The organism is Luteimonas sp. GW821-FHT14E02, assembly GCF_058803905.1.
In genome coordinates this window covers 88677-101697 of record NZ_JBXAPK010000013.1, presented here as the reverse complement: position 1 = coordinate 101697, position 13021 = coordinate 88677, and the positions used below count along the sequence as shown (strand labels likewise).

The following is a 13021-nucleotide window of genomic DNA, read 5'->3' as shown; positions in this document are numbered from 1 at the left end:
CCGCGCTCGATACGGCCGGTCACCACCGTGCCGCGACCGGAGATCGAGAACACGTCTTCCACCGGCATCAGGAACGCCTTGTCCACGTCGCGCTGCGGCTCCGGGATGTACGTGTCCAGCGCGTCCACCAGCTGCAGGATCGCCGGCACGCCGATTTCGCTCTGGTCGCCTTCCAGCGCCTTCAGCGCCGATCCCTTGATGATCGGCGTGTCGTCGCCCGGGAACTCGTACTTCGACAGAAGCTCACGCACTTCCATCTCCACCAGCTCCAGCAGCTCGGCGTCGTCCACCATGTCCGCCTTGTTCAGGAACACCACGATGTACGGCACGCCCACCTGACGGGCCAGCAGGATGTGCTCGCGCGTCTGCGGCATCGGGCCGTCGGCCGCCGAGCACACCAGGATCGCACCGTCCATCTGCGCCGCACCGGTGATCATGTTCTTCACGTAGTCGGCGTGTCCCGGGCAGTCCACGTGCGCGTAGTGGCGCGTCGGGCTTTCGTATTCCACGTGCGCCGTCGAGATCGTGATGCCGCGCGCCTTCTCTTCCGGCGCCGCGTCGATCTGGTCGTATGCCTTGAACTCACCACCAAACCGCTCCGCGCCCACTTTCGTCAGCGCCGCCGTCAGCGTCGTCTTCCCGTGGTCCACGTGACCGATCGTGCCCACGTTCACGTGGGGCTTGGTGCGCTCGAACTTACCCTTGGCCATGGTTGCTTCTCGTTGAACAGTTGGATGACTGGAATGTTGCGTTGGTGGCCCCGCGCACGGGGCGCAGGCTTTGTATGGTGCTCACGAATGGAATCGAACCATCGACCTCCTCCTTACCAAGGAGGTGCTCTACCGACTGAGCTACGTGAGCGATGAAAATATGTCTGTATTACGGGAAATCAACGCTTGGAAGCATCAATGGAGCGGGAGACGGGAATCGAACCCGCACTAGTAGCTTGGAAGGCTACAGTTCTACCATTGAACTACTCCCGCGCCGTCACACTTGAACCGGCTTGGTGGAGGGAGGTGGATTCGAACCACCGAAGGCGTGAGCCAGCAGATTTACAGTCTGCCCCCGTTGGCCGCTTGGGTATCCCTCCGGTCGTTGCGCAAACCCGTGAAACAGCCCGCGATTTTGACGCTGGGCCGTTTTGATGTCAACGGCTGCCGACGGATTTCTAATTGCCGGGCGGGTGCGCCGGGGCTTCCGTGCGTGCCTGCCGCGCCCCGACGGGCATGGGCAGCTTCTCTTCCGCGTAGATCGCCACGTGCGGGATCCCGTCGGCGCCGATCCAGCCCCGGAACATGCCGTCGGTGTTGAACGGCATGGCGACGCTGCCGTCGGCGGCCAGCACGATGGCACCGCCGTCCCCGCCCAGTGCGGGAATCTGCCGGTTGATGACCGCCTCGCCGGCCTGCGCCGCGGTTTCGCCGCGGTAGGCCATGCGCGCGCAAATCTCATGAGCTGCCGAGACGCGAATGTAGAACTCGCCCCACCCGGTCCCGGAAACCGCGCAGGCGGTGTTGGCGTAGGTCCCGGCGCCGATGATCGGGGAGTCCCCGACCCGGCCGTAGCGCTTGTTGGTCATCCCGCCGGTGGACGTGCCCGCTGCCAGATGGCCCTGGACGTCCCGGGCGACCGCCCCGACGGTTCCGAAATGCTTTGCGGTCTCCGGATCTGAATAGGCCTGCCCGGCTTTCTCTTCCTTGCGGGCCTTCTGCAGCTGCCGCCAGCGCTCCTCAGTGCGGAAATAGCCCGGATCGACCAGTTCCACGCCTTGCGCCTGGGCGAAGGCTTCGGCGCCCTCGCCGGTCAGCATCACATGCGGGGAATGCTCCATGACCGCCCGCGCCAGCAGGATCGGGTTCCTGGCCCGGCGCACGCCTGCCACCGCCCCCGCCTTCAGCGTGGCGCCGTCCATCAGCGAGGCATCCAGCTCGTTGCGGCCCTCGTGGGTGAAGACCGCACCCTTGCCGGCGTTGAAGTGGGGGTCGTCCTCCAGGACGGTGATCGCGGCCGTGACCGCGTCCAGGGCCGGCTTGCCGGCGGACAGCTGCTCGTGGCCCTTGCGCAGGGCCCGCGCCAGGGCCGCCCGGACCTGTTGTTCGGACTCCGGCGTCATGCCCTTGCGGATGACCCCGGCGCCGCCGTGGATGGCGAGGACCGTGTCGCCGGCAGGCTCGCCCGCGAACGCCGGCAGGCACAGCAGCGCCATGGAGACGGCCAGGAACCCGCGCATCGCCTTCATCGTGCCCTTCCTCCGGAGTGATGTTCCGGAATCGATTCTAAGGGCTGGCCATTGCCCTGAAGACTGACGATCGCGCCTCAGACGTTGAAGCGGAAATGCAGGATGTCGCCTTCCTGCACCCGGTATTCCTTGCCTTCCAGGCGCAGACGGCCGGCATCGCGCGCGCCGGATTCACCCTTGTACTTGATGAAGTCGTCGTAGCCGATGGTCTCGGCGCGGATGAAGCCCTTCTCGAAATCGGTGTGGATCACGGCCGCGGCCTGCGGCGCGGTGGCGCCGGCCTTGACTGTCCAGGCGCGCACTTCCTTCACGCCGGCGGTGAAATAGGTCTGCAAGCCGAGCAGCTTGTAGGCGGCGCGGATCACGCGGTTCAGGCCGGGCTCGTCGAGGCCGAGATCGGTCAGGAAGGCGTCGCGATCGGCATCGTCGAGCTGCGAGAGCTCTTCCTCGATCGCCGCCGACACCGGCACCACTTCGGCGCCCTCGCCCACGGCGCGCGCACGCACGGCGTCCAGGTGCGGATTGTGCTCGAAGCCGTCCTCCAGCACGTTGGCCACGTACATCACCGGCTTGAGGGTGAGCAGGAACAGATCGCGCAGCATCGCCTTGTCGTCGTCGGACAGGCCTAGCGCGCGCGCCGGCTTGCCGGCGTCCAGGCCTGTGCGCACGCGGGCGAGCACTTCGACGCGCGCCTTTGCGTCCTTGTCGCCGGTTTTGGCCGAGCGCTCGGCCCGGGCCAAGGCTCGGTCTACCGACTCCAGGTCGGCCAGCGCCAGTTCGGTATCGATCGTTTCGATGTCGGCGATCGGATCGACCTTGTTGGCGACGTGGATGACGTCCGGATGCTCGAAGCAGCGCACCACATGCGTGATCGCGTCGACTTCGCGGATGTGCGCGAGGAATTTGTTGCCAAGCCCTTCACCGCTGGCCGCACCGGCGACGAGGCCGGCGATGTCGACGAACTCGACCGCCGTCGGCACCACCCTCACCGGCTTGACGATCTCCGACAGCGCGTTGAGGCGCGCGTCCGGCACCGGCACCACGCCGACATTCGGTTCGATGGTGCAAAACGGGAAATTGGCCGCGGCGATGCCCGCCTTGGTCAGCGCGTTGAAAAGCGTCGACTTGCCGACGTTCGGCAGGCCGACGATGCCGCATTTGATGCCCATGAGAATCCGGGAAGTGAGAAACGGGAAACGGGAGACGTCGCAAGGCAATAGCTCCCGTATCGCGTCTGATGACGCCGGTGACAATCAGTCGTTGTTTTTGTTTTTTCCCCCCGCCTCCCGCTTCCCGTCTCCCGGAACCGTGTGCAACCGCTTCATCGCTTCGTTGATATCGCCCTGCACTGCCAGCGGCAGCACGTCGAGCGCATCGTCGATGGCGCGGGCGATCTCGATGTCGTCGCCGCTTGATGCGCGGCCCAGCACCCAACCGGTGACCTTGTTCTTGTCGCCGGGATGGCCGATGCCGATGCGCAGGCGATGGAACTTGCCGTGCCCGAGCACGCGGATGGTGTCGCGCAGGCCGTTCTGGCCGCCATGGCCGCCATCGAACTTCAGGCGCGCGACGCCGGGCGGCAGATCGAGTTCGTCGTGCACCAGCAATGCTTCTTCCGGCTCGATCTTCCAGAAGCGCAGTGCGGCCAGCACCGACTTGCCGCTGAGGTTCATGAAAGTCGCCGGCTTGAGCAGCCATACCGAACGGCCGCCGATCTCGGCCTTGGCGCTTTCGCCGAACAGCTTGCTGTCGATGTTGAAGCGCGCGTCGGTCTTGTCCGCGAGCGCGTCGACAAAACGGAACCCGGCGTTGTGCCGGGTCCGTGCATGTTCGGGACCGGGATTGCCCAGCCCGACGATGAGTCGCAAGCCTGCCATCAATAAGCCAGAGACCGAAAACGGCGGATGGGGCTTCGATACCGCCTCATCCACCGGTTCGGAAGCACGTACCCGTGCTTACTTGTCGCCTTCTTCCTTCTTCTCGCCGTTGCCGGCCGCTTCCTCGCCTTCCGCAGCCGACTCTTCCTCGACGCGGGCGTGACGAGCCACCACGACGGCGACGTCATGGTCGGCGCCGAGCTTCAGCTCGGGGATTTCCACGCCGTTGGGCAGCTTGATCTGCGACAGGTGGATGGTGGTGCCGAGCGCGAGGTCGCTCAGATCGACCTCGATGTACTCCGGCAGGTCCTTCGGCAGGCAGCTCACGTTGATTTCGTTGAGCTCGTGCGTGACCACCACTTCGGTGGACTTGCCGGCCGGCGACTTGTCCTCGTTGAGGAAGTGCAGCGGCACCGAGACGCGGATCGCCTCGTTCTCGCTCACGCGCTGGAAGTCCAGGTGCATGATCAGCTGCTTGAACGGATGACGCTGCATGTCGCGCAGGAGCACTTTCTGCACCTTGCCGTCGACTTCCAGATCAAGGATCGACGAGTAGAACCACTCGTGCTGGCTGGCCAGCCAGGTCTTCTCGTGCTCGAGCTGGATGCTCTGCGGATCGGCGTGACCGCCGTAGATGACAGCCGGAATCTGCGCCGCACGACGCAGGCGGCGGCTCGCACCTTTCCCCTCGTCCTTGCGGCCAGCGGCCGTGATTGTGTGTTGGGTTGCCATTGCTGTTTACTCACTTGTTTGCGATGAACCGCCTCGCGGCGGGGATGAGACTCTTCCGCGACCAGAAGAGCCCTGAAGCGCCGGCCGAGGCCGGTTTGCGGAGCGGCGAGGCCGCCTCGCGAATTGCGTCAATCCAGACCGCTTAATCCAGATACAGCGAACTCACCGACTCGCCGAACGCGACCCGGCGGATCGTCTCGGCCAGCAACTCGGCGACGCTGAGCTGGCGGATGCGGCCGCAGCCCCTGGCCGCTTCGGTCAGCGGGATCGTGTCGGTGACCACCAGCTCGTCGAGCTGCGATTTGTTCAAGTTGTCGATCGCCGCGCCCGACAGCACGGGATGCGTGCAGTACGCGACCACCTTGGTCGCGCCCTGCGCCTTCAGTGCCGCCGCCGCCGCGCACAAGGTGCCCGCGGTGTCGACGATGTCGTCGACGAGCACGCAGATCTTGCCCTCGACGTCACCGATGATGTTCATGACCGTGGCCACGTTCGCCTTCGGGCGGCGCTTGTCGATGATCGCGAGGTCCGCATCGTCGAGGCGCTTGGCGATTGCGCGGGCGCGCACCACACCGCCGACGTCCGGCGACACCACGATCAGGTTGTCCGTGCCATGCGCGCGCCAGATGTCGGCGAGCAGCAGCGGCGAGGCGTACACGTTGTCGACCGGGATGTCGAAGAAGCCCTGGATCTGGTCGGCGTGCAGATCCACCGTCAGCATCCGGTCGGTGCCGGCGGCGGTGATCATCTTCGCCGCCACCTTGGCCGTGATCGGCACGCGCGAGGAACGCAGGCGCCGATCCTGCCGCGCGTAACCGAAGTACGGCACCACCGCGGTGACGCTGCCGGCCGATGCGCGCTTGAGCGCGTCGATCAGCACCAGCAGCTGCATGAAATGCTCGGCGGTGGGCGCGCAGGTGGGCTGCACCACGAACACGTCCTGCCGACGCACGTTTTCTTCAATCTCGACCTGCACCTCGCCGTCCGAGAACGTCGAGACCAGCGCCTTGCCCGGCCTCACCCCGAGTTCGCGACACACCGCCTGCGCCAGCGGCTTGTTCGCATTACCCGAGAAGATCAGCAAGTTGCTCTCTTCTTTCATTTTCCTGCTCCGCATCGCTCTGACCGAAGGGGCTCACTAGAACCACATGCCGAAACATGTGGGCTTGTTTGAAAAGCCCGCATACAACACGAGCTTTCCTTGTGGAAAATCCGCACATCGAACCACGCGATCAGCATGGTGAGGCGTGCGGGCCGAAGGGACCCACGTAATGGCAGGGGCGGCAGGATTCGAACCTGCGAATGCCGGGATCAAAACCCGGTGCCTTGGACCTCTTGGCGACGCCCCTGCACTGGCAACGCTGTAGGAACGCTCCTACGAATACGCACTTGCTTATGACAACCGATACATTTCGAGCGCAGCCAGCAACGGCGATCGCGACGCGCCTTCCGCCACCCAGGCCTTGAGCCCGGACGGAAGTCGCATCAACGCAGCCTCCGCGGATTCGCGGTCGGCGAATTCGACGAAGCAGCCGCTACCCGACCCGGTCAGACGTGGCGAACCCACCTGCGACAGCGCGGCGAACACAGCCTCGACGGCCGGTTCGCGGCGGCGCAGCACGGGCTCGAACGCATTCCCGAGCCTGGAACCCGAAACGAAGTCGGATATTGTCGCGGGCAGAGCATTTCTCGTCAATTCAGGCGCTTGGAACAAGGCCGCGGTGGCGGCATGGACGCCGGGATCGGCCAGCAGATACCAGGCCGGGGGCAGGTCCAGCGCCGTGAGCGCCTCGCCCACTCCTTCAGCCCAGGCGTTGACGCCGTGGACGAAAACCGGGACATCGGCGCCCAGTTGCAGGCCGAGAGCGGCCAGGCGATCGGTATCGAACCCGATGCCCCAAAGCTGGTTCAGCGCCACGAGCACGGTAGCGGCGTCCGAGGAGCCACCACCGAAGCCGGCACCGGCCGGAATCGCCTTTTCGACGACGATATCGGCACCTTTTCTGGAATTGGACGCAGATTGAAGCAATTTCGCCGCTCTGACAGCGAGATCATCCGCTTCCGCGACACCATCGACGGAGCTTCCATGCCGAGCAACGACACCGTCGGCACGCACCCGCAACCGGATCGTGTCACCCCAGTCCAGAAGCCTGAATACGGTCTGCAACAGGTGATACCCATCCGCCCGACAACCGGTGATCTGGAGAAACAGGTTCAGCTTGGCCGGCGCGGGCCAGGCGGACCAAGCCTGCTTCGAGTTGCTCGGAGTCATGAATACGGAACTATTCAGCGCCTAGGGGTATTTCAAGTGCAGACTGCGGTACCGACTGTTGCAGGTTCGGCCATTGATGCAGAGCAGTGTTGTAAGCGCGGGCATATCGGTGCGCTTTGACTATCAAAGCCATATGGTCTCCATCTTCGATCGCATCACTGGTCCCGAGCAGCACTCGCATACCACGTGAACGAGCCTCTTCCGACTGCATGCCGGGCGCAAAACATGCATATCCGCAGATGCCCACGGCGCGCAGGTCACCGCGCATGATGTGGATGCGCACATCGGCCGATGGGTCTTCGAGATTCACCGCCTCCAGTTCTCGCCGGAGCGTTTCCTTGTTTGCCTCAGAAAACCCAAGCTCAGGCCGCGTAGCATCCCGATTCCCGTCAGCTGATGCGGCTGATTGCCAGCTATCGACCACCAGCTTGACCCGCGCCTGATCACGCCGGGCATCGAGCCGCTTCGGCAGATCGCCCTGCTCCGGCCATTCGTAGTCGATGCTCCACCCGCCCTGCTCGATCTTCAGCGGGCGGCCATCCCAGCCTGGTTCGATCTTGGGCTCGGCCGCGCCCTCGGCCTGCAAGCCACGCAGCCAGTCGGCGAGCGCGGTCACCGGAATCTCCCAGCCGGTCGCCTGGAACAACAGACTGGCCGCATCGGGACCTTGTCGCGTGCCGCCTTCGAGGCCTTCCAGGCGCGCGCCGTCGGGACCGCCGGTCAGGCGCCAGCTCTGGCGCGTGATCGGAGCGCTGAGCGCGACCTCGTAACGATCGCCCTGCTGGCGCCATTCGATGCGGCCGCTGCCGCCGTTGCGGCCGTTGGAAACGGCGATGCGTCCGGTGAACGACCAATCGCGGATCGCCCGCAGCCGTGTCGCGCGCGCGGCTTCGCGCTCGCCCGCGTCGGCGAGGACGCCCTGCGGCGGCACGCCCCGGCGTGGCGTCGTCGTGCACGCGGCGAGCGCGAGCATGGCCGCGGCAAGCACGAAAACCCGCAACGTCATGCGCCCGTTTTCTCCAGCGCGCGCTTGAGCGAACGGTTGTCCGGATCGAGCTTGCGCGCCTCGTCGAAATACTTGCGCGCCTCGTCCTTCTTGCCGCTCATCCACAGCACTTCGGCGATGTGGGCGGCGATCTCCGGATCCTTCGACAGCGTGTAGGCGCGACGCAGTTCGACCAGCGCCTCCTCCTTGCGGCCGAGGCGATACAGCACCCAGCCGTGGCTGTCGATGATGGCGCCGTTGTCGGGTTCGGCGACGCGGGCGCGATCGATCAGTTCCAGCGCCTCGGCATAGCGCGTGGTGCGGTCGGCGAGCGTGTAGCCGAGCGCGTTGAGCGCGCTGGTGTTGTCCGGTTCGGCAACGAGAATCTTGCGCAGGTCGGCTTCCGCGCGCGGCACGTCGTCGCGGCGCTCCCACATCAGCGCGCGCGAATACAGCAGCGCGCTGTCGTCGGGATAGGCGGCGAGGCCGCGCGCGTAGGCGTCGAACTCGCCCTGGTCGTCCTGGTCTTCCTTGCGCAGTTCCGCTTCCAGCAGGTAGGCGTTGCTGCGTGTCTCGTCGTCGATGGCGGCGTCCGACTGCATCGCGCGCAGGTCGGCAAACGCCTGATCCTTGCGCTTGATGTCGTGCAGCAGCTTGGCCGAGTGCAGCCGGGCGCGCATGCGATCCGGGCCGCCGGGGATGCTGCCGTACCAGTTCAACGCCTCGTCGTAGCGTTCGAGGAATTCCGCGACCTGCCCGAGCAGCAGGCGGCGTTCGGAATCGGGACTGGCGGAGTCGCGATTGAGTTCGTCGTAGAGCGCCTGCAGCGCCGGCTTGTCCTTGGCCTTGTCGAGCAGCACGGCGCGCAGGCCCCAGGTGTCCTCGGTCTGCGGTCCGTTCGCGAGCACGTCGGCCGCGGTCTTGGGATCATCGAGATTGTTGTATTCGCTGGCGACGAGCATGCGCAGTTCCGGCATGAGCATCGCGCGCTCGTCGATCGCGGCGAGTGCCTGGCGCGCTTCCTCGGGCTTCCCGGCCTGGCGCAGCTGGTTGGCGTGCAGCAGACCCACGCGCGGTTCGTTCGGGAAACGCTTGATCACGTCCTTGACGACGCGCTCGGCCAGCGCGGGCTCGCCGAGCTGCTGCGCCAGTCCGCCCACGGTCAGCCACGCCTGCAGTTCGTTCGGGACGGCGCCGGCGTCGACCAGCTGCCGCAGCAGGTCGGCGGCCACGTTCGGATTGCGTGTCCCGGATCCGATCGCGCGGACCGCCTCCCGCCAGCCGTCCGGATCGGGGTCGCGCATCATCGCTTCCAGCAGCTTGCGCGCGGTGCGCTCGTCGTCGTTGCGCAGCGCGAGGATGGCCTCGGCCTTGCGCATCCCCAGCGACGCCGGCGCGCGCTGCCGCCACAGCGCCAGGGCTTGCTCGCTGCGGGCGTTGTCCTTGGCGAGCAGGCCGATGCGGGTGGCGCGCTCGGCCAGCCCGGCGTCGCCGTCGGCGCTGCGCGCGGCCTGCAGGTACCAGTCGACGGCTTCCTCCAGCCGCCCGGCCTGCAGGGCGTATTCGCCGGCCAGGGTCGCGGTCAGGGTGTCGGCGGCCGGGGGCTTGGCCGATCGTGAAACCTTCGCTTCACCGGCCGGGCGGTCCAGCGCCAGCGCCGGGGGGGCCAGAACGACGGCAGAGAGCAGCAAAATCAGGGAAAAACGCATCGGACACTGCCAGGCCGTAGAATGACGACCTCATAAGAGGAGCTTATCGCACGCAACTGAACGAATGAGGCCTCAGCGCTTAACCGATGTTCCATCGACATCGGCCGTGAGACCGAACCGGCGGACCGAAAGTTTCGAACGCCATCACAGTTGCACCACAGCCGGTATGGCGCCATTTCCACTGTCATAGCAAGCCCACCAGCCAGCCATGAGCCTGTTCGTCCTCGGCATCAACCACCAGACCGCGCCGGTCGCCCTGCGCGAGCGCGTCGCCTTCGGCGACGACGCCGTGCCGGGCGCCCTGTCGGCGCTGCGTGCGCTGCCGGGGGTTCATGAAGTGGCGCTGCTGTCCACCTGCAACCGCACCGAGCTGTATGCCGAAGCCGACGGCGACGGACAGGTGCTGACGGACTGGCTCGCCACGCACCCGGCCGACGGCAGCACCGATCTGCATGCCTATCTCTATCGTCATCGTGATGCCGATGCCGTGCGCCATCTGTTCCGCGTCGCCACCGGGCTGGATTCGCTGGTGCTGGGCGAGCCGCAGATCCTCGGTCAGGTGAAACAGGCCTGGGCCGCCGCGCGCGGCGCCGGCACGATGGGTGGCCAGCTCGATCGCGTCTTCCAGCACGCCTTCGTCACCGCCAAGCGCGCGCGCACCGAAACCCGCATCGGCAACAGCCCGGTGTCGGTGGCCTCGATGGCGGTGCGGCTGGCGCAGGAATCGTTCGCGCGGCTGTCGGATTCGGTGGTGCTGCTGATCGGTGCCGGCGAAACCATCGAACTGGTCGCACGCCACCTGTCACAGGCCAAGGTGAAGCGCCTGCTGGTCGCCAACCGCACCTACGTGCACGCGCAGGAGCTGGCCGCGCGTCACGATGGCGTGCCGCTGCCGCTGGAGGAACTCGGCCACCATCTGTTCTCGGCCGACATCGTCTTCTCCGCCACCGCCGCGCGCGAGCCGATCCTGTCGCGCGCGCAGGTCGCCACTGCGCTCGCGGCGCGCAGGCACCGCCCGATGCTGCTGCTCGATCTCGCAGTGCCGCGCGACATCGCCACCGACGTCGCCGAACTTGGCGACGTCTTCCTCTACACCGTCGACGATCTCGAACGCGCGGTGGAGGACAACCGCCGCGGCCGCCGCGAAGCGGCCGACGAGGCCGAGGCCATCGTCGAACTGCAGGTGGCCCGCTACGCCGAGACACTGGCCGCCGGCAGCCGCAACGAACCGCTCAAGCGCCTGCGCGCGCATGGCGAATCCACGCGCAGCGACGTGCTGGCCAAGGCCAAGCAGCAGCTGGCCGCCGGCCACGCGCCGGAAGCCGTGCTCGAATTCCTGGCCCACACGCTGACCAACCGCCTGCTGCATCCACCGACGGCGGCGCTGCGCGAAGCGGCGGTGACGGGCGATATCGATCTGCTGCGCGCGGTCGACAAGCTGATTCCGGAAAGCGGAAAGCGGCCATCGGACATCGCTGAAAGCGGGACATCGGACATTGGAGACCGGGAATCGTAGCGACGACAATTCCGTTCTCGTCGTCGCCGATTCCCGATCTTCCATTTCCGGTTTCCCACACATGCTCCCTACCCTGCGCCGTAAGCTCGAGGCCCTGGCCGAGCGCCGCGACGAACTCGAACGATTGCTCGCCGATCCCGGCGTGGTCGGTGACCAGGAGCGCTTCCGCGCCTACTCGCGCGAATTCGCGCAGCTCGAACCGGTCGCGAGCGCGCTCGCCGACGAGGCGCGCGCGCGCGACGACCTCGCCGCCGCCGAGGCGATGCGCAACGATCCCTCGCTTCAGAACGAGCCCGACCTGCGCAAACTCGCCGACGAGGAGATCGACGCCGCCAACGCGCGACTGGCCGAACTCGACACCGCATTGATGGCTCTGCTCGTCCCGCGCGATGCGCGCGACGACGGCGACCTGTATCTGGAAATCCGCGCCGGCACCGGCGGCGATGAAGCCGCGATCTTCGCCGGCGATTTGTTCCGCATGTATTCGCGCTACGCCGAACGCCAGGGCTGGCGCGTGGAAGTGGAATCGGCCAATCCCGGCGAACACGGCGGCTTCCGCGAAATCATCGCGCGCGTCGAAGGACGCGGCGCCTATGCGCACCTGAAATTCGAATCCGGCACGCATCGCGTGCAGCGCGTGCCGGAAACCGAATCGCAGGGCCGCATCCACACCTCCGCCGCGACGGTCGCGATCATTCCGATCGCCGAAGACAGCGCGCCGATCGAGATCAATCCCGCCGACCTGAAGGTCGACACCTTCCGCTCCTCCGGCGCCGGTGGCCAGCACGTCAACAAGACCGAATCGGCGATCCGCATCACCCACGTGCCAAGCGGGATCGTGGTTGAATCGCAGACCGAGCGCTCGCAGCACGCCAACCGCGACAAGGCCATGAAACGCCTGAAGGCGACGCTCGCCGAGGCCGAAGCGGCGAAACAAGCCGCAGCCACCGCCGAGACGCGACGCCTGCAGGTCGGCAGCGGCGATCGCAGCCAGCGCATCCGCACCTACAACTTTCCACAGGGACGCATCACCGACCATCGCATCGAGGGGCTCACGCTCTACGATCTGCCTAATGTGATGGAAGGCGCGCTAGATGCGCTGATCGAGCGTCTGTCGCGCGAACACCAGGCCGACGAATTGGCGCAGTTGACGGCTGCGACCTGAGTTCTTGCTCGTCATTCCGGCGAAAGCCGGGATGACGAGTTTCCTTATCCCTCTCTCGTGAGAAACTGGAGCGATGAAGACCTCCATCCGCCGCGCCAATCTCGACGATCTCGACGCTCTCACGCCCCTGTTCGACGCCTATCGCGGTTTCTACGAGCAACGCCCGGAACCCGAACTCGCGCGCAACTTCCTGCAGGCGCGCCTGGAACGCGGCGAATCGGTGATCTTCCTCGGACACGTCGACAACGCGCCCGCCGGCTTCACCCAGTTGTATCCGATGTTCTCCTCGGTGCGCGCCGCGCGCGTCTGGATCCTCAACGATCTGTTCGTCGCGCCGGAGGCACGCCGCCACGGCGTCGCCCAGGGCTTGCTGCGGGCCGCCGCGGATTTCGCGCGCGCGGACGGCGCCGCACGTCTCGAACTGGAAACCACACCGGACAATCTCACCGCGCAGGCGCTGTATCGCGCTCAAGGCTGGCAGGCATTCGACGACACCCTGCGCTTCCGCCTGTCACTCACGGATTGA

General features: G+C 66.3%; 12 protein-coding genes and 4 tRNA genes. 3 read left to right on the top strand and 13 right to left on the bottom strand.

The annotated features are described in order from the left end of the window. From AC1RNP_RS17990 to AC1RNP_RS17930, 13 genes are all read right to left on the bottom strand, one after another. Positions 1–710 (bottom strand): elongation factor Tu (locus AC1RNP_RS17990; RefSeq protein WP_493052664.1); only part of this gene is annotated, 710 nt, incomplete at its 3' end. 75 nt (positions 711–785) lie between these two features. Continuing rightward, a tRNA-Thr gene (locus tag AC1RNP_RS17985) sits at positions 786–861 on the bottom strand. A gap of 48 nt (positions 862–909) precedes the next feature. Continuing rightward, positions 910–983, bottom strand: a tRNA-Gly gene (locus AC1RNP_RS17980). 21 nt (positions 984–1004) lie between these two features. Further along, positions 1005–1090: transfer RNA gene (locus AC1RNP_RS17975), tRNA-Tyr, on the bottom strand. A gap of 78 nt (positions 1091–1168) precedes the next feature. Beyond that, a complete protein-coding gene (locus AC1RNP_RS17970; protein WP_493052670.1) occupies positions 1169–2230 on the bottom strand; it encodes an isoaspartyl peptidase/L-asparaginase family protein in 1062 nt (353 codons plus the stop codon). An 86-nt stretch (positions 2231–2316) separates the two neighbouring features. Continuing rightward, a complete protein-coding gene (gene ychF, locus AC1RNP_RS17965) occupies positions 2317–3408 on the bottom strand; it encodes a redox-regulated ATPase YchF (RefSeq protein ID WP_493052663.1) in 1092 nt (363 codons plus the stop codon). A gap of 84 nt (positions 3409–3492) precedes the next feature. Further along, entirely contained in the window at positions 3493–4116 is a 624-nt protein-coding gene (pth, locus tag AC1RNP_RS17960; RefSeq protein WP_493052662.1) for an aminoacyl-tRNA hydrolase, read from the bottom strand. A 78-nt stretch (positions 4117–4194) separates the two neighbouring features. Further along, positions 4195–4848: a 50S ribosomal protein L25/general stress protein Ctc gene (locus tag AC1RNP_RS17955; protein ID WP_493052661.1), complete on the bottom strand. Its 654-nt coding sequence runs from the start codon at positions 4846–4848 to the stop codon at positions 4195–4197. 142 nt (positions 4849–4990) lie between these two features. Next, positions 4991–5950, bottom strand: a complete 960-nt coding sequence (locus AC1RNP_RS17950) for a ribose-phosphate diphosphokinase (protein WP_226470311.1) — start codon at positions 5948–5950, stop codon at positions 4991–4993. 170 nt (positions 5951–6120) lie between these two features. Beyond that, positions 6121–6197, bottom strand: a tRNA-Gln gene (locus tag AC1RNP_RS17945). A gap of 44 nt (positions 6198–6241) precedes the next feature. After that, entirely contained in the window at positions 6242–7120 is an 879-nt protein-coding gene (gene ispE / locus AC1RNP_RS17940; RefSeq protein ID WP_493052660.1) for a 4-(cytidine 5'-diphospho)-2-C-methyl-D-erythritol kinase, read from the bottom strand. 10 nt (positions 7121–7130) lie between these two features. Beyond that, positions 7131–8126, bottom strand: coding sequence for a lipoprotein insertase outer membrane protein LolB (lolB, locus tag AC1RNP_RS17935; protein ID WP_493052659.1), 996 nt, complete (start codon positions 8124–8126; stop codon positions 7131–7133). After that, the gene (locus AC1RNP_RS17930; protein ID WP_493052658.1) at positions 8123–9814 is read right to left on the bottom strand and encodes a tetratricopeptide repeat protein; all 1692 of its coding nucleotides are present in this window, start codon (positions 9812–9814) and stop codon (positions 8123–8125) included. The genes lolB and AC1RNP_RS17930 overlap by 4 nt, the downstream gene beginning before the upstream one ends. 208 nt (positions 9815–10022) lie before the next feature. On the opposite strand from AC1RNP_RS17930, the gene hemA reads away from it, so the two are divergent. From hemA to AC1RNP_RS17915, 3 genes are all read left to right on the top strand, one after another. Then, on the top strand, positions 10023–11330 hold the full coding sequence (hemA, locus tag AC1RNP_RS17925) for a glutamyl-tRNA reductase (protein ID WP_493052657.1): 1308 nt from the start codon (positions 10023–10025) through the stop codon (positions 11328–11330). 61 nt (positions 11331–11391) lie between these two features. Continuing rightward, entirely contained in the window at positions 11392–12495 is a 1104-nt protein-coding gene (gene prfA / locus AC1RNP_RS17920) for a peptide chain release factor 1 (RefSeq protein WP_493052656.1), read from the top strand. Positions 12496–12568: 73 nt separating this feature from the next. After that, positions 12569–13021 (top strand): GNAT family N-acetyltransferase, encoded by a 453-nt coding sequence (locus AC1RNP_RS17915; RefSeq protein ID WP_493052655.1) that lies wholly within the window; start codon positions 12569–12571, stop codon positions 13019–13021.

Bases quoted from the DNA above. Each gene is read 5' to 3' on its own strand.
- AC1RNP_RS17970 (WP_493052670.1), bottom strand. From the start codon at position 2,230: ATGCGCGGGTTCCTGGCCGTCTCCATGGCGCTGCTGTGCCTGCCGGCG.
- AC1RNP_RS17955 (WP_493052661.1), bottom strand. From the start codon at position 4,848: ATGGCAACCCAACACACAATCACGGCCGCTGGCCGCAAGGACGAGGGG.
- lolB (WP_493052659.1), bottom strand. From the start codon at position 8,126: ATGACGTTGCGGGTTTTCGTGCTTGCCGCGGCCATGCTCGCGCTCGCC.
- ychF (WP_493052663.1), bottom strand. From the start codon at position 3,408: ATGGGCATCAAATGCGGCATCGTCGGCCTGCCGAACGTCGGCAAGTCG.
- prfA (WP_493052656.1), top strand. From the start codon at position 11,392: ATGCTCCCTACCCTGCGCCGTAAGCTCGAGGCCCTGGCCGAGCGCCGC.
- hemA (WP_493052657.1), top strand. From the start codon at position 10,023: ATGAGCCTGTTCGTCCTCGGCATCAACCACCAGACCGCGCCGGTCGCC.
- AC1RNP_RS17915 (WP_493052655.1), top strand. From the start codon at position 12,569: ATGAAGACCTCCATCCGCCGCGCCAATCTCGACGATCTCGACGCTCTC.
- AC1RNP_RS17930 (WP_493052658.1), bottom strand. From the start codon at position 9,814: ATGCGTTTTTCCCTGATTTTGCTGCTCTCTGCCGTCGTTCTGGCCCCC.
- pth (WP_493052662.1), bottom strand. From the start codon at position 4,116: ATGGCAGGCTTGCGACTCATCGTCGGGCTGGGCAATCCCGGTCCCGAA.
- ispE (WP_493052660.1), bottom strand. From the start codon at position 7,120: ATGACTCCGAGCAACTCGAAGCAGGCTTGGTCCGCCTGGCCCGCGCCG.
- AC1RNP_RS17950 (WP_226470311.1), bottom strand. From the start codon at position 5,950: ATGAAAGAAGAGAGCAACTTGCTGATCTTCTCGGGTAATGCGAACAAG.